This window comes from Kitasatospora sp. NPDC057512, from assembly GCF_042802135.1.
In the GTDB taxonomy this organism is placed as follows: domain Bacteria; phylum Actinomycetota; class Actinomycetes; order Streptomycetales; family Streptomycetaceae; genus Kitasatospora.
This window is the reverse complement of the sequence record NZ_JBHVET010000061.1, coordinates 1-19802: the sequence shown is the minus strand read 5'-3', so window position 1 is coordinate 19802 and position 19802 is coordinate 1. Positions and strand designations below refer to the sequence as shown.

The 19802-nt window shown below is 73.4% G+C and carries 16 protein-coding genes; all 16 read left to right on the top strand.

The genetic code is table 11. The annotated features are described in order from the left end of the window. Nucleotides 1-148: 148 nt before the first annotated feature. The 16 genes from asnB to ACFU6K_RS07020 all read left to right on the top strand — a co-directional run bounded on the left by asnB (nucleotide 149) and on the right by ACFU6K_RS07020 (nucleotide 19765). The gene (gene asnB, locus ACFU6K_RS07095) at nucleotides 149-2365 is read left to right on the top strand and encodes an asparagine synthase (glutamine-hydrolyzing) (RefSeq protein WP_380661361.1); all 2217 of its coding nucleotides are present in this window, start codon (nucleotides 149-151) and stop codon (nucleotides 2363-2365) included. Then, complete coding sequence (locus ACFU6K_RS07090; RefSeq protein WP_380661360.1) at nucleotides 2362-3150, top strand: type II CAAX prenyl endopeptidase Rce1 family protein; 789 nt, start codon at nucleotides 2362-2364, stop codon at nucleotides 3148-3150. The genes asnB and ACFU6K_RS07090 overlap by 4 nt, the downstream gene beginning before the upstream one ends. Further along, nucleotides 3143-3919, top strand: coding sequence for a hypothetical protein (locus tag ACFU6K_RS07085; protein WP_380661359.1), 777 nt, complete (start codon nucleotides 3143-3145; stop codon nucleotides 3917-3919). Before ACFU6K_RS07090 ends, ACFU6K_RS07085 begins: the two co-directional genes overlap by 8 nt. A gap of 1 nt (nucleotide 3920) precedes the next feature. Beyond that, nucleotides 3921-4205, top strand: coding sequence for a PqqD family protein (locus ACFU6K_RS07080; protein ID WP_380661358.1), 285 nt, complete (start codon nucleotides 3921-3923; stop codon nucleotides 4203-4205). A gap of 69 nt (nucleotides 4206-4274) precedes the next feature. Next, a complete protein-coding gene (locus ACFU6K_RS07075) occupies nucleotides 4275-5528 on the top strand; it encodes a hypothetical protein (RefSeq protein ID WP_380661357.1) in 1254 nt (417 codons plus the stop codon). Nucleotides 5529-5561: 33 nt separating this feature from the next. Then, entirely contained in the window at nucleotides 5562-5747 is a 186-nt protein-coding gene (locus ACFU6K_RS07070; RefSeq protein ID WP_380661363.1) for a (2Fe-2S)-binding protein, read from the top strand. Between the two features lie 28 nt (nucleotides 5748-5775). Further along, entirely contained in the window at nucleotides 5776-6300 is a 525-nt protein-coding gene (locus ACFU6K_RS07065) for a hypothetical protein (RefSeq protein ID WP_380661356.1), read from the top strand. A gap of 18 nt (nucleotides 6301-6318) precedes the next feature. Further along, nucleotides 6319-7590: an MFS transporter gene (locus tag ACFU6K_RS07060; protein WP_380661355.1), complete on the top strand. Its 1272-nt coding sequence runs from the start codon at nucleotides 6319-6321 to the stop codon at nucleotides 7588-7590. Nucleotides 7591-7824: 234 nt separating this feature from the next. Continuing rightward, nucleotides 7825-10422 carry a lantibiotic dehydratase gene (locus tag ACFU6K_RS07055; RefSeq protein WP_380661353.1) on the top strand — a complete coding sequence of 866 codons (2598 nt, stop codon included), beginning with the start codon at nucleotides 7825-7827 and terminating at the stop codon, nucleotides 10420-10422. A 48-nt stretch (nucleotides 10423-10470) separates the two neighbouring features. After that, nucleotides 10471-11841 (top strand): B12-binding domain-containing radical SAM protein, encoded by a 1371-nt coding sequence (locus tag ACFU6K_RS07050; RefSeq protein WP_380661352.1) that lies wholly within the window; start codon nucleotides 10471-10473, stop codon nucleotides 11839-11841. A gap of 1 nt (nucleotide 11842) precedes the next feature. Then, on the top strand, nucleotides 11843-12937 hold the full coding sequence (locus tag ACFU6K_RS07045; protein WP_380661351.1) for an arginase family protein: 1095 nt from the start codon (nucleotides 11843-11845) through the stop codon (nucleotides 12935-12937). Continuing rightward, on the top strand, nucleotides 12934-13986 hold the full coding sequence (locus ACFU6K_RS07040) for a hypothetical protein (protein WP_380661350.1): 1053 nt from the start codon (nucleotides 12934-12936) through the stop codon (nucleotides 13984-13986). Before ACFU6K_RS07045 ends, ACFU6K_RS07040 begins: the two co-directional genes overlap by 4 nt. Before the next feature lie 88 nt (nucleotides 13987-14074). Further along, a complete protein-coding gene (locus ACFU6K_RS07035) occupies nucleotides 14075-15019 on the top strand; it encodes a PHP domain-containing protein (RefSeq protein ID WP_380661349.1) in 945 nt (314 codons plus the stop codon). Beyond that, nucleotides 15016-17607 (top strand): lantibiotic dehydratase, encoded by a 2592-nt coding sequence (locus tag ACFU6K_RS07030; RefSeq protein ID WP_380661348.1) that lies wholly within the window; start codon nucleotides 15016-15018, stop codon nucleotides 17605-17607. Before ACFU6K_RS07035 ends, ACFU6K_RS07030 begins: the two co-directional genes overlap by 4 nt. Continuing rightward, complete coding sequence (locus tag ACFU6K_RS07025; protein WP_380661347.1) at nucleotides 17604-18866, top strand: MFS transporter; 1263 nt, start codon at nucleotides 17604-17606, stop codon at nucleotides 18864-18866. Before ACFU6K_RS07030 ends, ACFU6K_RS07025 begins: the two co-directional genes overlap by 4 nt. Next, the gene (locus ACFU6K_RS07020) at nucleotides 18863-19765 is read left to right on the top strand and encodes a phosphotransferase family protein (RefSeq protein WP_380661346.1); all 903 of its coding nucleotides are present in this window, start codon (nucleotides 18863-18865) and stop codon (nucleotides 19763-19765) included. The genes ACFU6K_RS07025 and ACFU6K_RS07020 overlap by 4 nt, the downstream gene beginning before the upstream one ends. Nucleotides 19766-19802: the final 37 nt, after the last annotated feature.

Below are 19802 nucleotides of genomic sequence, written 5' to 3'. Positions count from 1 at the left end.
GGCCCCCCCCGCAACAATCTTTCCCATCTTCGGGGCTGCCGGGGGCCGGGCCCCCCGCCGGCCGCGGGGCGCGCCCCACCTCCGGGAACCCCTTCTGCCGCTTTCCAGTGGCACGCTTTTCTGTTTTTCTGCGGACGGAGTGTGGAGAATGTGTGGCATCGCCGGCGTGGCCCGGATTGACGGGACCGCCCTGCCCGAGGGGGCCGAAGCGCTCCTGGAGGCGTTCGCCCGCACACTCGCCCACCGCGGCCCCGACGACCGCCGGCTGCTCTGCGACGGCCCCGTGGGCATGGCCTTCAACAGGCTCTCCCTGGTCAACCCGGAGGACGGCGCCCAGCCCCTCGTCAGCTCGGACGGCAATCTCGTCCTGATCGCCAACGGCGAGGTCTACAACCACAAGGAGCTCGCCGCCGGCCTGCCCTCCGGCACCCGTCTGAGCACCGGCTCCGACTGCGAGGTCCTCCTCTACCTCTACCAGCGCGACGGCCTGCGCTTCCTCGACCGGGTCAACGGCATGTTCGCCTTCGTCCTGTGGGACCGCGCACGCGGCGTCCTGCTGATGGGGCGCGACCGCTTCGGCATCAAGCCGCTCTACTACCACCGCAACGGCGAACGCGTCGTCTTCGCCTCGGAGATGAAGGCCCTCTTCGCGGACGCCGCCACCCCGCGCCGCCTCGACTGGAGCCGCGCGCTGAGCGAGTACGACATGAACGCCACGCCGGGGTTCGTGCACGGCCGCATCACCACCTGGTTCGAGGACCTCCAGATCGTGGCACCCGGCACGATCCTGCAGATCCGGCTCCAGGACGGCACGACCAGCGAGCACCGCTACTGGGAACTGCCCGGCTCCGACGCCCACTCCGACATGACGGACGAGGACTACATCGCGGAGTTCCGCGACCTGCTCGCCGCCTCCGTCGCCGACTGCGCCACCGCCGACACGGAGCTCGGCCTCTTCCTCAGCGGGGGCATCGACTCCGCCGCCGTCGCGGCGCTCGCCCCGGGCTCCGGCCTCCAGACCTTCACCGCGCTGACGCCCGGCACCGTCCTCAACGGCGACGCCCGCGGCGGGCACCGGACCGCCGAACTGCTGGGCCTGGCCAACCACCAGGTGCTCATCGGCTCCGACCGGGTCCCGGGCCCGCAGGAGTGGCGCGACCTCGTCTGGCTGGCGGAGACGCCGCTGGTGGGCCCCGAGATCTTCTACAAGTTCGAGCTGCACCGCTTCGCCCGGCAGAACTTCCCCGACATCAAGGGCATGCTGCTCGGCGCCGCCGCCGACGAGATGAACGGCGGCTACATCCCGAGCTTCGCCGGCGAGGGCGGCACCTGGGAGGACTTCGAGTCCAACCTCGGCGACCTGTACCGGCGGCAGGCGCTGGAGCGCAACCCGAAGCTCGGCCACTGGTGGGAGCACCAGGGCGTCCCGCTGCTCAACGACACGGAGATCGACCCCGCCTCGCCGTACCGGGACGACCACTTCGCCGGCTACTTCGCCTGGCAGTACCGCACCCTGGAGCAGTACAACGTCTGGCACGAGGACCGCACCGCCGCCGGCAACAGCGTCGAGGCCCGCGTCCCGTTCCTCGACCACCGCCTCGTCGAACTCGTGGCCCGGATCCCCGCCGCCCGCCGCTCCGCGCTGCTGTGGGACAAGCGCATCGTGCGCGAGGCCCTGAAGGGCATCCTGCCCGAGGAGATCCGCACCCGGCCCAAGGGCTACTTCTTCCACGGCGAGGGCGCCCGGCACACCGACCGCTTCTTCACCCGGCTGCTCGCCCAGGACGGCGCCGCCCTCCTGGAGGAGGCGCTCTCCAGCGACAACGCGCGCCGCTACCTCAACGCCGACGGTCTGCGCACCACCCTCGACCGGCTGGAGCGCAGCCCCAGCACCGGCAGCACCGAGCTGCTGCTGCGGATCGTCAACCTCGGCCTCCTGGACGTGATGACCTCCCGGCTGCCGGCCGCGCCCTCGCTGGCCGCGGCCCGTCCCACCCCGGTGGAGCTGAAGATCGGCGACTGGGAGCGCGAGGCGCGGGACATCGTCGCCCGGGTCGTCAGCGAGCCGGAACTCGACCGCGGGGCGGTCTACGCACTGGCCGACAACGCCCTGCTCGCCACCGTGCCCGCGCAGCCGGACTCGTGGTTCGTGGTGGTCGACGGCAGCTTCGAGTACGAGATCTCGGCCTCCGGGGACCCGGCCTGGCTGGCCCTCCTGCGGACCCTCGACGGCACCCTCACCCTGGGCGAGGCGCTGGCCAAGACGGGCGGCGAACTCGCCGAGGTGACCGAGCCGTTCCAGGAGGCGCTGGCCGTCGGCGTGATCACCGCGGTGCCCGGGACCGGGGAACCGGTCCGGCGATGAGCACGCCGTCCCCGGCGCCCACGGCCGACCGCACCGGCTTCGCGGCCCGCGCCTTCGACCGTTCGGCCTGGCCGCCGCAGCCCGTGCGCCTGCTGTCGGCGGCCGCGATGGCGGCCTTCGCCGTGGCGCTCTGGCTCCAGGGCGGCACCTGGCGCGTGGCCGCCGTGCTCGTCGCCCTGGACGCGCTGGCCGGACTGCTGCCGTGGCGGATGCCGCGGACCCTGCGCACGGGTGCCGCGTACTGGGGCGAGAACGCGATCGCCGTCGCCGTGCCGGCCGCCTTCATCGCGGTCGCCGCCGCCACCGGCGCACCCTGGCTGACCAGGGGCGCGGCCTGGTGGTGGTACCTCGTGGCGATCGGGCTGGCCGCGGTCCTGCTGCTGGCCGGGGGCATGAACTTCCGGCTGCTGCTCTCCGGCGACCTGGCCTTCCTGATCGGCCCCTCCACCCCGCTCCAGGCGCGGACGAGGGTCGCGACGGGGACCCTGGCGCCCTTCGGCGAGGAGGCGCTGTACCGGTCGTTCGCCGTCACCGCGGCGGGGCCGGCCGGCGTCGTGACCTCGCTGCTGGGCGCGGCCGCCTTCATCGCCCGCCACCACGTCGGCGACAGCCACTGGCGCAAGGCCCCGCGGGTCGTGGCCGTGGAACTCCTGGCCGCCCTCTCGCTGCTGGCCCTGGTCGCGCTGTCCGGCTCGGTCCTCCCCGCGCTGCTGGCCCACCTGGTCAACAACGCCCCGTCCGTCCTGCTCGAGCACCAACGTTCACAGAAAGAGAGCCATGGCTGACAACTCGTCCTCCTCCCTGCCGGAGTTGCGCGCCCAAGGCTTCCTCCCGGACGCGCCGCTCTGCGTCTTCCAGGCGGGCTCCATCGTGCGCGGCTGGGGCAACCCGAGCAGCGACATCGACCTGTTCGTGATCACCGAGGAGCCGTGGCAGGGCAGCCTCCACGGCGCCCCCATCCCGCTCGGCGCGGACGAGTTCCGCGCGCTGGAGACCTACGTCCACGGCACCCGCTGCGACATCCGGTACATGACGGACGCGCAGATCGACGCCGTGCTGGCGAAGGTCTCGCACGAGGCCTTCGAGAGCGCGATGGGCGAGGGCGTCCAGCTCGACCGCCAGGAGACGGTCATGCTGGAGTGGCTCCGGCACGGCCAGGGCCTGGAGAACGAGGCCTGGCTGACCAGGCGCGCGGAGGAGCTCAAGGCCTCGGCCTTCGGCTCCGTGCTGGTGCAGCGTGGTCTGAACTACGCCGACACCCGCGTCGAGGACGCCGTGGGACAGATGTCGATCGGCGACCTGGAGAGCGCGGTGCTCTCGGCCCGCGTCGCCCTGGAGTACGCCGTGGACGCGCTGCTCGCCTCGTACGCCGAGTACGGGCAGAACGCCAAGTGGCGGGCCAGGCGCTTCCGGGCGGTGGAGCAGTCGGTGCTGTCGTTCGACGAGTACTGGGCACTGGAGACCATGCAGTCCTTCGACCCGGCCGACCCCGCGGCGTGGGTCAACGAAGTCCTGCCCGTCTGCCGCAGGATCTCGATGAGCGTGGTCCTCTGATATGGCAGAGCAGCCCGTTCTCTCCGTCGACCAGGTTCCCTCGTACCGGCCCGACGTCCGGGTCCGCAATGTGCGGGGCCGATTCCTGGTGGCCGTCGTCGCCAAGGAACCGTTCGAACTGTCCGAATCGGCCAGTTTCATCTGGAAGCAGATCGACGGACGGAATTCGATCGCCGATATCGGCCGGCTGCTGGCCGCCGAGTACGACATCGACGCGGAAACCGCTACCGCAGACACCAAGGAAATTCTGGAATATCTCGCGACGACCGGCTCCGTCGTCTTCTGACGCGCGCACCGGGTCGAATGTGGCGGCGGACCGCGAGATGTACTCGATTGGAAAGAGATGAATACCACCATGCTCACAGCGAACATCTCGCTGACTCCCGAGCGCACCCGATCCGCCTCCGTCACCTGGAGCAACCGCCGGCTGTCCGTATCCGACGCGGTGAGCACCGACGCGGGCTCCGGCGACTACTTCGTGCCGAGCCTCCCGGTCGAGGTCCACTGCCACGGTCTGGGCAACGTCGACTTCTCCGACTTCGGCCGCATGGACCTCAAGGAGCTCAACGAGGCCGCCCGGGCCGAGGGGATCATCTGCATCCCCACGCTCTACCTGCGCCAGGAGCGCCTCGACGGCTTCGTCGGCTTCATGGGCGAGTTCTCCCGGATGCGCGCCGACGGGGAACTCCCCCACATCGGGGCGATCGCCCTGGAGGGCCCGCTGGTCGCCAGCTTCGGCGGCACCCCGGCCAGTTCCGTCTGGGCGCCGTCCCGCGCGGAGTGGGAGAAGCTCGCCTCCTGCGGCCCGCTCGGCCTGGCCTACCTGATGGTCTCGCCCGACGCCCTGACGCCCGGCTCGTACCTCGCGCCGGCGCTGCCCGCGGGCTACCCGGACCTCGAGTGGATCGTCACCACCCTGGTGGAGCGCGGCGTCCGTCCGGCCCTGGGCCACTTCACCCGGGAGGACCCGCAGTTGGGGGCCGACTGCGTGGAGACCGCGATCAGCGCGGCCGAGGCCGCGGACTTCCCCGGCCGGGGCGTCCGCGTGATCACGGACCACCTCTTCAACGAGATGCCGCTGCTGATCAAGCACGCGTTCCGCACCTCCCGGGCGAAGGCCGAGCGCGACGCCGTCATCGCCTCGTACGACCTGCCGTCCTGGTCCCTCGCGGACCTGCACGAGCAGGTCGGCCCGGTGCCGGCCGCGATCATCCGCGCCGCGCACGCCGGCCGGATCACCGCCTGCCTCAACTTCGACGGCGAGCACGTCGACTTCGCGATCGCCAAGCGCGCGGTGGAGCTGGCCGGACCGTCGAACATGATGCTGATGACGGACCGCAGCGACACCCCGGACCTGGGCGGGCAGCACCTCCACCGCGACGCCGAGAACTCCCTCTGGTACCAGCACGAGGGCGTCGTCGCGGCCGGCACCCAGCCGATCGACCAGCAGATCGCCAACGTGCGCGGCCTGGGCGTCCCGGAGGCCGACATCTGGCACCTGATCTCCTTCACCGCCTACCGCACCTTCTTCCCGGAGGTCGACCTGCTCGGCCGCGAGCCGCAGCGGGGCTGCTTCGTCCTGGACGGCAAGCGGATCGCCGTCGGCTGATCCGCCGGCCCGGAGGGGGACGCCACCGTGACCATGTTCGATCCCGACCCCGACTGCATCGTGTGCGTGTGCCGCTCGGTGTCCGAGGCCGAGATCGTCGCCGCGATCCGGGCGGGGGCGGACTCGCCGGACGGCATCGGCGACCGCTGCCTGGCGGGCACGGGCTGCGGCGGCTGCGTCGAGGCGCTCCGCGAACTGATCGAGGACTTCGGTCACTGACGACACCGAGGGACAGGGAAGCACCCACATGGACACACCCGTGAGCGAGCCGGGCCTGCGGGCCTTCATGGGCATCCTGCCGCCGACCCCGCACATCCGCGTGGCCGAGTTCACCCGCGGCCGGCCGGAGCTCGACACCGGCCGGCTGGAGGACATGGAGACCATCTACGCGCGGGTCACCGGCCAACGGCCGTCCATCGCCCTGGACCACCCGCGACCGGACGCCGCGGCCGACGAGGAATACGGGGAAGGGGTGCTGAACGGCATCTGGTGCGGTCGGGCGCAGCCGTTCCCCACCCCCGAGGACGCCCTGGCCGTGCTGCACGGCTACTGCCGGGCGCTGATCCCGCACGGTGCCCTGCACCTGGACACCGACCGTCCCCGGTGGGAGCGCGGCGACACCGCCGAGGAACTCCTCGGCCTCCTCGCCGCGACCGGCTTCCACCCCAAGCGGGTCGAGTGCGAGCCGGCCCGCGTCCGTGTCCTCGCGATCAGGAAGTGGCGCTGCTGCGCTGACGGCCCCCGCCCGCTGTACGACACCCACGCCGTCTAGCCCAGCAGTAGGAGCTCCATGATGATGTCCCCGACGCAGTCCACGCCGCCCGACCGCTCGGTGTTCTGGCGGATCTGGACCGCGCACAGCACCAGCGCCTTCGGCACGGCCGTCACGACCGTCGCGATGCCGCTGGTGGCCGTCCTCGTCCTGAACGCCAGCACCTTCGAGACGAGTCTGGTCGCGGCGGCGAGCATGTGCGCGTGGCTGCTGGTCGGTCTGCCGGCCGGGGTGATCGTGGACCGGCTCCCGCTGCGCCTCGTCCTCGTCTCCGCCGACCTGATCCGCGCCGCGGCCCTGGTGTCGGTCCCGCTGGCCGTCTACTTCGACGTGCTGACCCTCGCCCAGCTCGTGGCCGTCGCCTTCGTGATCAGCGTGTCGAGCGTGATCTTCGAGGTGGGCTACTCGACCTACCTGCCGACGGTGGTCGCCAAGGAGCGGCTGATCGCCAGCAACAGCCTGATCCAGGGCAGCGAGTCGCTCTCCCAGATCGCGGGCCCGGCCCTCGGCGGCAGCCTCGTCCAGGCGCTGGGCGCCGCGTACAGCCTGATCGCGGACGTGGTGAGCTACCTCCTCTCGGCGACGCTGCTGATGACCGTCCCCTCGCCGCTCGACGGCGGGCAGAAGAAGGCCAAGCGCAACATGGTGGCCGAGATCCGCGAGGGCATCGAGTTCGTCCGGCGGCACCCGGTGATCCGCCCGCTCGTCTTCGTCGGCACCGGGCTCAACTTCGCCACCGCGGCCATCGACGCGCTCACCGCGGTCTTCCTCGTCCGCACGGTGCAGGCCAACTCCTTCACCGTGGGCTTCCTCATCGCCGGCCTGGGCATCGGCGGGGTCCTCGCCGCGGCGGTCACCACCGCCCTGGTCAAGTGGCTGGGCCCGACCCGGGCCGCGGTCCTCGCCCTGTTCGCCGCCCCGGTCTCCGCGCTGCTGATGCCGCTGACCTTCCACGGCTGGGGGCTCTCGCTGTTCCTGCTGGGGAACGTGGGCTGGGGCCTGTGCACGGTCACCTTCGCCATCATCAGCCGCACCTTCCGCCAGACGGCCGTCGCGCCGGAGCTCATGCCGCGCGTGGTGGCCACCGTCCGGTTCTTCTCCTGGGGCGTCTTCCCCGTCGGCGCCCTCCTCGCGGGCGTGCTCGGCCAGCTGATCGGCAACCGCGGATCCCTGCTGGTCTGCTGCCTGTTCACCCTGCTGATCCCGGTCCCGATCCTGTGTTCGCCGCTGCGCAAGAAGCCCGACTTCCTCGACCCCGCGACCGCCGAACCGATCAAGACCCTCAGCTGAGGCGGACCCCCGCCCCCAGCACTTCGGCCTGATTCGACGTCAAGTTCGCGTCGAATCAGGCCGTTTGACGTCATCCCAACCTCCGGATCCTGCCGCACCACCACGGGTTTCGGCTGACGACCGGTCAATCTTGGCCGGAAACCCGCGGGTTGGCCCCATCGTTATTGAAAGACCCCTCGACACGTTGTTATGGTCACGAACTGTCGTGATCAAGTCAGTTACGAGGGGATGATCATGGACGAGCCGAAGCCGCGTCCGAACGGCGCACGACCTCCGACGGGAGGCGACCGCACCCCGGCCGCCAGGACGGACGGCGGCCCGGGGTGGTCCCTCGCCCCGGTCGCGATGCTGCGCCACGCGGGCTACCCGCTCTCGCTGCTGGACCGCGTCGTCTCCTCCCCGACCGCCCGGGCCGCCGACGCCGTCCTCGACCTGCGGGACGAGGCCGTCGAGCTGGGGCGGCGACTGAAGGCCGACCTGCGCGCGGAGCGGGCCGGCACCCGGGGCGACCTCGCCTCCGGCGTCGGCATGCTCCGCCCCTTCCCGCCCGCCGACCTCGCCCGGCTCGAAGCCGAACTCGGCCCGGCCGCCCTGGACACGGCCAAGCGCTACCAGGACGCGGTGCTGGCCCTGGACGGCCACTGGGAGGCCTTCGAGCGGGAGCACGGCACCGCCCTCGCCGACGCCCGCCGGACCGTCGTGGACCTGTTCCGCGAACCCTCCCTCCAGCAGGTCCTGCTGCTGTCCAACGACGCCCGCTTCGAGGAGTTCACCGCCTGGCTCGCCTCCGGCGGCGCCGGGTCGGACGGCCACGTCAAGCGGATGACCGACCTGCTCGCCATGTACCTCCAGCGGGTCACCACCAAGAACGAGACCCACTCGCACTTCGGCCCCCTGGCCGTCGCCCGGACGGCACCGGAGGGCGCCGCCGCCGGCGTCGGCTGGTCCACCGGCCCGCTGCGCCGGATCGCCCTGCTCAGCCACTGGGCGGGCGAGGCGATGGCCGAGGTCTTCAGCGCCCGGCCGGAGGCCTTCGAGACGGTGCGCCCCCGCCGGCGGCCCCTCGCCTTCGCCGAGGGCCCCGTGGTCCGGCTGTACGCGTTCGAGAGCACCACCGGCATGCCGGACGGCTGGCGCTTCGTCGCGGTGAGGTCCGACACCTTCGACGCCGACCGGTCCTGGCTCTGGGAGCACTGCGACGGGGAGCGCACGGTGGCCTGGCTGCGCGCCGCCTGGGCCGAGCGCCCGGACCGCCCCGCCGACCGCACCTTCGACCGGGTGCTCGCCGAACTCGTCGACCAGGACTGGCTGATCGGCCGCCGGGAGATCCCGATCGGCGCCACCGACGTCCTGCGCGAGCTCGCCGGGCAGCTCGCCGACGACTCCCCCGACCTCGCCGTGGTGCGCCGCTTCCAGGACGGGCTGCGCCGCTTCGCCGAGGGCCCGACGGAGCAGCGCGCGGCCCTGCTCGGCGAGCTCAAGCAGGCCTTCGAGGAGGTCACCGGCTCCGCCGCCAACCGCTCCGAGGGCCGGCACTACGCGGACCGGAGCATCCTCTACGAGGAGGCGTACAGCCCGGTCAAGGACGTCGTCCTCGGCCCCGACATCGCCGACCTGATCGGCCGCGAGCTGTCCGTGGTCTACGACCTGACCCTGCTCGTCCCCCGGCTGCGCGTCCGCCGCGAGCTGGAGATCCTGCACCGCTGGACGGCGCGGCGCTTCGGCACCGGCACGCCCGTACCGCTGCCGGACTTCTACGCCGCCTTCTTCGCCGACAAGCCGCTGCTCGCCGCGGAGTGCGAGGAGGTGGACCGGGAGATCGCGGCGCTCGACCGGGAGGTCGTCGACCTGCTGCTGGACGGCGCCGAGGACGGCCGGTCCGAGAGCGTCGTCGACCGGGCCCGGCTGGAGGAGCTGCTCGCCCGCCACCCCGACACCCCGCCCGCGCTGTGCAACCCGGACGTCATGCTCGCCGCCCCGGACGCCGCCGCGATCGGCCGCGGCGACTTCCTCGCCGTCGTCGGGGACTGCCACGCCGTCCGCGAGGCGCTCACCCACTCCAGCTTCGCCTCGATGCTCCAGGCCGAGGCGCCCGAACTCCTCGACGCGGTCCACGACCGCTACCGGGGGCTGCTCGACGAGGACGAGGTGCTGGTCGACCTCTCCCGCTCGCACCCGGACAAGACCGGCGCCCAACTCACCTACCCCTGCCCGGACCTGGAGGTGTACGGGCTCTCCCCGAAGGCCCGCGGCGACGTCCTCCAGCCCGGCGCGCTGTACCTGGTGGCCACCGCCGACCGGCTGGAGCTGCGCGCCCACGGCCTGGCCGGCCGGCTCAAGCTGCTCGCCCCGCTGGCGGGCGGCCCCAGCATCCGCCAGGACCCGCTCTCCCCGTTCGCCTTCCCCCGCCACTTCGGCGGCGTGGGCGTCCGCGACCGGGACCGCGACCACGTGCCCCGCATCCGCTGCGGCCGGATCGTGCTGCACCGGGAGCGCTGGCGCGTCCCCGCCGAGGCCCTGCGCGGCTGGAGCCCCGGCGTCCACCGCTCCAAGGGCGACGCCCCGGAGTTCGCCGCCGCCCGCCGGCTGCGCCGCGAGCTCGGCCTGCCGCGCCGCGGCTTCCTGAAGATCCCCGGCGAGCCGAAACCGGTCTACGTCGACTGGGAATCCCCCCTCATCGTCCGGCAGGTCTTCCGGCTCGCCCGGAAGTCGGCCGCCGCCCTGGAGTTCAGCGAAATGCTCCCCGCCCCGGAGCACCTCTGGCTCGACATCGACGGAGAACGTCACACCAGCGAGCTGCGCTGTGCGGTCTTCTCGCGCCGTCCCCACTGAGTGCTCCACGTCGAGGACCCCACGCCCTCACCGACCGAAGGCACCGTCATGACCAAGAGCTGCATCGTCCAGTTGCCCTTCCCCTCCAGCCACGACCCGGACCCGAACCTGGCCCGCTACTACGACGACTACGACCGGCGCTTCCGGGCCATGCTGCCCGAGTACTTCATCCCGACCGACGGCCTGTGGGAGATGCCGCTCTGGGTCGCCCACCTGACCGCCCTGCTGAACACCGCGGGCCTGGACTCCGTCTTCCGCGACCTGTCCAGGACCCCGGCCGAGCCGGAGGACTGCGCCGAGCCGCTGCTGGAGGCGACCGCCCCCGGCGACCTGGTCCTGATGTCCCCGCTCGCCCAGAACCTCCGCCTCGCGCTGGAGGTGGCCAAGCGGCTGGAGCACGCCGGCCGGCGCGTCGTCCTCGGCGGCAACATGGCCCCGCTCGCCCCGGACGGCGCCGTGCACGCCGTGCACCGCGGCCAGCTCGACGCCACCTTCGTGCGCCGGCTCGTCGAACTCGCCTCCGGGTCCGGCGGCAGCCTGGAGAAGCCGCTGCTGCCCGGGCTGGTGTCCGACCGGATCACCTGGGCGCCGGACTACCGCCACCTCGGCGGCTACCAGGGCCGGGTCCCGCTGCTGCGGCTCAACGCCAGCCACGGCTGCCTGTACCAGTGCTCGTTCTGCGGCGACGCCTGGAGCAAGCAGCTCACCCTGGTCGCCAAGGACGCGCTCGCCCAGGAGGTCGACGAGCTGACCAGCCGGTTCCCCGACACCCGGCTCTTCTACATCGGCGACAAGACCTTCGGCCAGTCCCGCGAGGCCGTCGGCAACCTGCTGGACGTCTTCCGCGACCGCCCCGGCTACCGCTTCATCGTGCAGACCCACGTGATGCAGGTGAAGGAGTGGATCGTCGACGCCATGCTCGAACTCGGCGTCGTCGCCGTGGAGCTCGGCTTCGAGTCGGCCGACTCGCAGATGCTCAAGCGCCTCAACAAGCTCTCCCGCGGCCTGGACGACTACACTTCGAAGATCCGTCAACTCAGCGACGCCGGGCTGAAGATCGTCCTCAACATGATGGGCGGCCTGGACGAGGAGACGGAGGCCGCACACGGCCAGACCGTCAGCTGGATGCGGGAGAACGAATCGGCGCTGTGGCTCTTCAACCTCTACAACTTCGTCCCGTACCCGCTCACCCCGGACTTCCCCAGGCTGCGCGAGCGCATCTTCAACTGGGACTTCGCCGACTGGCGGGAGGACGCCCCGGTCGTCTACCGGCCCCGGCACCTGTCCCCCGAGGACAGCTGGGACCTGTTCCAGGAGAAGATCGCCGCGGCGCACGCCATCATCCGCGACCCGCTGCCCGCCGCCCAGGCCTCCGCCGTACCCGGCCTGTCCGTCACGCCCGCCGCGCAGGAGAACTGACATGACCGAGCTCCCCGACTTCGAGGCCCTCCGCACCAGCGTCAAGCCGGAGGACTTCGAGCAGGACCCGCTGCCCGGCTGGGCCGGCGTCGGCACCCTCTTCGGCGCCCCCACCACCACCGCCGACCAGGTGGACGTGGGCGACACGGGCTGGGTGGTGTCCGGCGTGCCCTACGACGCCACCGCCAGCTCCCGGCCCGGCGCCGCCGAGGGGCCGCGGGCGATCCGCCAGGCCAGCCTGGTCTTCTCCAGCTACCTCACCAGCCTCGGCCAGTGGCGGATGCTGGACACCCGCACCGGGCAGACCTTCCGCTACCACGCGCCCCGCGTCGCGGACGCCGGCGACCTGCACATCTACCCGACGGACACCGTCAAGACCTTCCAGGCCGTCGCCGCCGAGAGCCGCCGGCTCAGCCAGAGCGCCCCGCGGCTGATCTTCCTCAACGGCGACCACTCCTGCACCTTCCCCACCTTCGCCGGCTTCCGCGCCGGCCGACTGGACCGCGGCGCCGGCCGGGTGGGGTTCATCAACATCGACCACCACTTCGACTTCGGCAACTGGAGCACCCTGCACGGGCCGCTCTACCACGGCTCCAACTCCCGCCGGATCAGCGAGATCCCGCAGATGCGCCCGGAGGACATCGCCTTCGTCGGGGTCGGGGACGTGACCAAGTACGACCAGTTCCGCGGCCTGCTGGACAGCGGCTTCCACGTCGTGCCCGGCTCCCGGATCACCCGGGACGGCGCCGCCGCGGCCCTGCGCCCGGTCATCGAGGAGCTCGGCTCGCGCTGCGACACCGTCTACGTCTCCCTCGACATCGACGTGCTCGACAGCGCCGCCGCGACCGGCACCGGGCACGTCACCATGGGCGGCATCGGCATCGGCGACCTCCTCGACGTCTACGAGGAGCTGCGGGCGCTGCCCGTCGGCGCCGTCGACATCGCCGAGATCGCGCCCCGCTACGACCCGTCCGGCGGCACCGCGCAGATCGCCGCCCGGCTGCTCTTCGAGTTCCTGTTCCGCACCGAGGTCGCCCCGGCCGAACTCGCGCCCTGGGCCCCCGGCACCCCCTCCGCACCCCTGGAGCACCGGTGAGATTCACGCCCCACGAAGCGCAGTTCGACTGTACCCCGCTGGTCTCCGGGGCCCCCGCCGAGCGCGAGCGGGCGCTGGATGACCTCGCCGCCGGAGCCGTCGAGGTCATCCACCGGACCGGCTACGCCGTCTTCCGGATCGGCCGGCTGCGGCTCGGGGTCGAGGACAGCCGCCGGCTGTCCACCGGCATCGTCGAGCGCGTCCGCACCGCGCTGATCGCCCGCGGCGCCCCCGCCCGGATGCGGCTGGAGGTCGACAGGGCGCAGCAGACCTACGTCCCCGAGGGCTACACCACCCGGACCCTGCTGCCCCACCACGACGGCCAGCACTGCTCGTACCTGACGCCCAGCCTCCAGGACGCCCCCGACTGGGACCCGGCCCAGCGCACCTACGGCGACTCCGGGTACACCACCACCGCCGCGCACAAGATGTACCAGGGCATCTTCCTGCCCGAGGTCGGCGAGGGGCTGAGCGTCACCACGTACTACGACTGGCTCGGCGTGATCGACGAGGTGCTGGAGCGGCGCGGCATCGACCGGGGCGACGACCCCGTGGCCGGCGCGGCCCGCTGGCTCGGCGGCAACCTGCGCCGCGGCCTGGCGCGCCAGCCCGAACACGGCTGCGCCTACCCCTCGGTGGGCGCCATGCTCGGGCTGGAGGAGACGTTCTGGCACGGCCTGTCCTTCCACCACAGCGAGGCGGACCTGTCCAAGGAGGAGCGGCGGCGCTACCCCGCCGCCGTGCCGCTGGCCCGCGAGTGCGCCTGCGGCGAGTGCCGGGGCGAGGCGGCCCGGCTCTTCTGCCACCAGCTGCTCATGGCCACCGGCCTGACCTGGGCGCGGTTCCGCCGCCGCTGGGAGGTGCTCGCCCCGGGCGAGCACTGCGACCTGCTGCTCGGCCACAACCTGACCATGCTGCACGGCGGCCTGGCCGGCGGCGCGGGGCGGATCATCGAGCCGCTCTGCCTGGTCGTGGACGAGCCGGCCGGCCCCGAGTACGAGCGCTGGCTGGCCGCCTCCTGGCGGCGCACCCTGCCCGGGGCCCGCTGATGCGGAGGAACCCGCCGACGCGGGGGGCCCTGTCGACGCGGGGGCCCCTGCCGACGCGGATGAACTTGCCGACGCGGAGGTCCCGCTGATGCGGGGGGCGCCCGCCACCCTGGCCACCCCGGTCGACCTGCACCTGCACACCCGGCACTCGGACGGGGACGAGGCGCCGGCCGACCTGGCGAGGCGGTGCGTCGAGGCCGGGCTGCGGGTGGCCGCCGTGACGGACCACAACACCCTCGCGGGCGTCGCCGCCTTCGAGCGGGCCGCCGCCGGGCGCCTCACCGTGGTCCCGGCCTGCGAGATCACCACCACCTGGCGCGGCGAGGAGACCCACTGCCTCGCCTACTTCGTCGACCCCGGCGACGAACCGTTCCGGCGCCGGATCGGACGCCTCCACGACGCGGAACTGGCCTGGTGGCGCACCTGGACCGACCGGGCGCACGCCCTCGGCGTGCCGATCGCCCGGGCCGACGTCGAACGGCGCCTCGGCGGCGACCGGGTGGCCTACGTCAACGACTACCTGGCCCTGCTGCTGGAGGCCGCCGGGGACGACCCCCGGTTCGCCCCGTACGCCGACGGCGACGACCGGTTCGCCCGTCTCATCGCCGACTGGTGCCGCCCGGGCCGACCGTTGCACGTCGAACACCCGGTCAACCCCGACCTGGTGGACGTGCTGTCCTGGGTCGAGCAGGCCGGCGGCGTCGCCGTCCTCGCCCACCCCGGCCCGCTCACCGCCGGCCTGGACGCCCCGCGGTGCGCCGAACTGCTGGAGCCGCTGCGGGCGGCCGGCCTGGCCGGACTGGAGGTGTGGACCAGCTGGCACACCCCGGCCGACAGCGCCCGGCTCGCCGAGGCGGCCGGGCGGCTCGGCCTGGTCGCCACCGCCGGGTCCGACTACCACGGGGTGCGGGTCAAGCCCTGGGCGCCGAGCCCCGGCCTGCTGCCCGCCCTCCCCGCCGACCCGCTCGCCGTCCTGGACGCCCTGCACGACCGCCGTCCGCCCGTCCACTCGATTCCCCAGGTGAGGCTGTGACCACCGTCAACGATCCCCGGACCGCCGCCGAGCCCGGAGTGCGCGTCCCCTGGCAGCTGGCGCCGGTCGTCGTGCTCCGCCAGGCCGGCTTCCCGATGGAGCTGCTCGCGCCCCTGGCGGACCCGGCCGCCGCCGAGGAGGCCCGGGACCTCGTCGCCCACGGGCAGCGGCTGAAGGAGCTGGCCGACGCGTTCAAGGCCGCCCTGCGCCGCCACCCGGTGCCCGGCGCCGCCCGGCTGTCCTCCCCCGCCGGCTTCCTGCTGCCCGTCCCCGAGCCCGAACTGGCCGCCGCGGCCGCCGCCGTGCCCGCCGAGGAGGCCGCCGTCCTGCGCGCCTACCAGGACGCCGCCCGGCGGTTCGCCGAGGAGCAGACCCGGTTCGCCGCCCGGCACCAGGACCGCCTCGACCGGGCCGGGGCCGCCGTGGTCGAGGCCTTCGGCGACGAGCGGCTGCGGCAGGTCCTGCTGCTCTCCAACGACTCCGCCTACCCCACCTTCGCCGCCTGGCTCGACGCCCACGACGGCGCGACCGGCCGGCGCACCCGCAAGATGACCGACCTGCTCACCATGTACCTCCAGCGGGTCACCACCAAGAACGAGACCCACTCGCACTTCGGCCCGTTCACCCCCGGCCGGGTCGGCACCGCCCCCGGCATCACCTGGTCCGGCGAGCGGGAGCTGGAACGGCGCGCGCTGTTCAGCCACTGGGCCGCGGAGAAGCTCGCCCAGAGCGCCGCCGCCGTCCCCGGCCTGCTCGACCACGCCCGCCCCCGGCGCCGCCCGCTGTCCTTCCTGCGCGACGGCCGGATCGACCTGTACGCCTTCACCACCCGCGACGGCCTCGACACCGACTGGGACTTCCAGCACCTCGGCGGGCGCCCGGTCGAACCGTACGAGGCCTGGCTGTGGCAGCACTGCGACGGCGAACGCACCCTGAGCGAACTGCGGCGGGCCTGGCAGGACGAGCTGCGCTGCCCCGTCCCCTTCGACCAGGTGCTCGCCGGACTCGCCGAGCGCGAGTGGGTGGTCGTCGAGTTCGAGATCCCGATCGGCGACCACCGGCCGCTGGCCGCCCTGCGCGAGCAACTGCTCGCCGCCCCCGCCCCGCTGGCCGACCCGCTGCTCACCGCGATCGACGGCTTCGAGGCGGACCTCACCCGCTTCGCCGCCTTGCCGCTGCCCGAGCGCGCGGCCGCGCTCGCCGAGAGCAAGGCCCGGTTCGAGCAGCTGACCGGCGGCCCCGCCAACCGCAACAGCGGCCTGCACTACGCCGACCGCAGCATCCTGTTCGAGGAGGCCCGCGGCCGCCCCGCCGACCTGACCGTCGGCCCGGACCTCGCCCGCTTCATCACCGACGAGCTGTCCATCGTCTACGAGACCGTGCTGGCCGGCCCGCGCCTGCGGATGCGGCGCGAACTGGTCATCCTCACCCGGTGGGTGGCCGACCGGTTCGGCCCCGGGGTGGAGATCCCGCTGGACGTCCTCTACGCGGAGTTCTTCCGCGACCGGGACGCCATCGCCCGCGAGTGCCTCGCCGTCGAGGCCGAACTCGCCGAACTGGACCGGGAGATCGGCGCCGCCCTGCTCGGCGAGGCCGCCACCGACCCGGACCGCTCCGAGGTCGTGGTCGACCGGGAGCGGATGGCCGCCGTCCTCGCCGCCCAGCCGAGCAGCCCGCCGGCCGTCTGCGACCCGGACATCCTGTTCGCCGCGCGGAGCCGGGAGGACCTGGCCGAGGGCCGGTTCACCGCCGTCATCGGCGACTGCCACGCGGTGCGGGAGGTCATCACCCACACCAGCTTCGGCCCGCTGATCCAGGAGCACACCCCCGAACTGCTCTCCGAGGTGTACCGCGGCTACCAGTCCCTGCTCGCGGACGACGAGGTGCTCGCCAACCTGTCCCGCGGCCACCCCGACAAGTCCTCCACCCAACTCGTCTACCCCTGCCACGACCTGGAGGTCTACGGCCGCTCCGCGCAGTCCCGCGACCGGGTGCTGCAGCCCTCCCAGCTCTACCTGGTGCTGCGCGACGGCCGGCTGGAGCTGCGCGCCCACGGCGTCGAGGGCCGGCTGCGCCTGATGGCGCCCCCGGCCGGCGGCCCGAGCATCCGGCAGGACCCGCTCTCCCCGTTCGCCTTCCCCCGCCACTTCGGCGGCGCCGGACTGGACGCCCCCGAGCTGGCGCACATCCCGCGCATCCGCTGCGGCCGCGTCGTGCTGCAGCGCGAGACCTGGCGCATCCCCGCCGCCCGGCTGCGCGACACCGCCGCCTTCGGCCGCCAGACCGGCCGGGACGACGCCGCGCAGTTCGTCGCCGCCTGCCGGCTGCGCGCCGAACACCGGCTGCCCCGGCACGTCTTCGTCAAGGTCCCCGGCGAGCCCAAGCCGGTCTACGTCGACTGGGAGTCCCCGCTGCTGGTCCGGCAGCTGGGCCGGCTGGCCGCCCGCGCCGAGGGCACCCTGGAGGTGTCCGAGATGCTGCCCGCCCCCGACCAGCGCTGGCTGGAGGTGGACGGCCGGCGGTACACCAGCGAACTGCGCTGCGCCGTCTTCTCGGCCGGGAACCCCTCCGCGGAGCCGCGCGGGTGAGCACCGACACCACCGTCCGTCCCTCCTCCGGCTACCACCGGGTCATCGGCGCCGCGGCCTCCTCCGCGGTCGGCGACGGCATGCGCTTCGCCGCGCTGCCGCTGCTGTCCACCGCGGTGCTGGACGACGCCTTCCAGGTGTCCGCGGTCACCGCCGCGACCACGGTGCCCTGGCTGCTGTTCGCCCTGCCCGCGGGCGCGTACGCCGACCGCTTCGAGCGGCGCCTGCTGATGGTCCTCGCCGACCTGCTGCGCGCCGCGGTGCTGGTCCTCACCGTCCTGCTGCTCGCCGCCGACCGGCTGACCTTCTGGCCGCTGCTCACCGCCGCGTTCCTGCTGGGCGTCGGCGAGGTGCTGTTCGACTGCGCGTCCTTCGCGCTGCTGCCGAGCGTCGTGCCCAAGGACCGGCTGGAGTCGGCGAACGGCCGGCTCTTCGCCGTCCAGACGGTCGGCCGCGACCTGCTCGGGCAGGTCGTCGGCGGCGTGCTGTTCACGGTCGGCCGGGCCGTCCCGCTGGTGATCGACGCGGTCTCCTTCCTGGCCTCCGCGCTGCTGCTGCGCGGCGTGCGCGGGCCCCTGCCCGAGCCCGCTTCCGGATCCGGGTCCGGGACGGCCGCCGGGAAGCCCCGGCTGCTGGCCGACATCCGCGAGGGCGTCGCCTTCGTCCTCCGCGATCCGCTGCTGCGCGCCCTGACCGTCTCCGCCGGGGTCATCAACGCCGTCTACCTGGGCCAGATCGCCGTCTTCGTGATCCTGGTGCGCGACGTACTGGAGCTCCCGGACGCCGCGTACGGGGCGCTGCTGGCCGCCGGGGCGGTCGGCGGCGTGGTCGGCGGCGCGGTCGCGAGCCGGCTCAGCAAGGCCGTCGGCCGGGTCCCCGCACTGGTCGGCAACCTGGCCCTGATGGGCGCCGCCGGCCTGGCGGTGGCCGCCACCGACCGGGTCCCCGTGGTCGCCGTCGCCTACGGCGTCACCGGCTTCGCCCTGATGGTCTGGAACGTCGTCGCCGTCTCCCTGCGCCAGACGATCATCCCGGACCGGATGCTCGGCCGGGCCACCGGCGTCTACCGGCTGTTCGCCTGGGGCACCATGCCCCTCGGCGCGCTGGTCTTCGGCCGGGTGAGCGCCTCGGCCGGGCCGCGCGCCGCCTTCGCCCTCGGCGGCGTGGCCACCCTGCTGACCTGCCTGCCGATCGCCTACGCCCTGCTGAGGGACAGCAGGGTGACCGACCGTCGCAAGACCACCGAGGATGCACCATGAGTGAGCGTTTCGCCGTACTGGACCGACTGGCCGGACAGTGGGGCCTGAGCGGCCTGGAACTCGTCGGCAAGGGCCTGGAGTTCACCGTCTTCCGGGCCCGGACGCGGGACGGCGAACCGGTCGCCGTGCGGCTCGCGCACCACCGCTTCGACTCCAACGCCAACGACCCCCACGTGGACACCCGCGCCCTGCTCATCCAGGAGCACGCCATCGCCCGGCACCTGGCCGAACACGGCCTGCCCGTCGCCCGCGCCCGGGAACTCGTCCTCGCCGACGACCCCGACTCCCCCGACGTGCTGCTCTCCGACTACGTCCCCGACGACGGCACCCCGCTCGACTCCCACGCCCTCGGCCGGCTCCTCGCCCGGCTCCACCAGGCACCCCCGCCGCCACTGCACCCCGTCGCCGCCGAGGGCGGCACCACCGCCGAGGTCCTCACCACCCGGATAGCGCGCCGCTGGGCCGAACTCGCCCGCCTCGTCGACGACTGGCCCGAGCCCCCGGCCCCCGACCTCCTCGACCGGCACCTCTCCCCCCTCGCCGGGACCAGCCTCCTCCACCTCGACGTCCGCAGCTCCAACATCCGCCGCCACCAGGGCCGCACCACCGCCCTCCTGGACTGGTCCAACGCCCTCCTCGGCACCCCCGCCCTCGAGTTCGGCCGCCTCGCCGAATACGCCCGCTACCCCGAGAACGACCTCGACCTCCCCGCCCTCCGCGCCGGCTACGCCACCCTCGCCCCCGTCCCCGCCGAGGACGACCCCTGCCTCCTCGCCTGCCGCCTGGACGCCGCCCTGATGCTCGCCCTGGTCTTCCTCTCCGAAGCCCCCGACCCCACCCGCGGCCCCACCGCCGCCACCCACGCCCGCGACCTGGCCCTGCGCCTCACGCGGCCGTAACGGCCGCCCCGACGGCGCCGCCCACGCAGAACGCCCG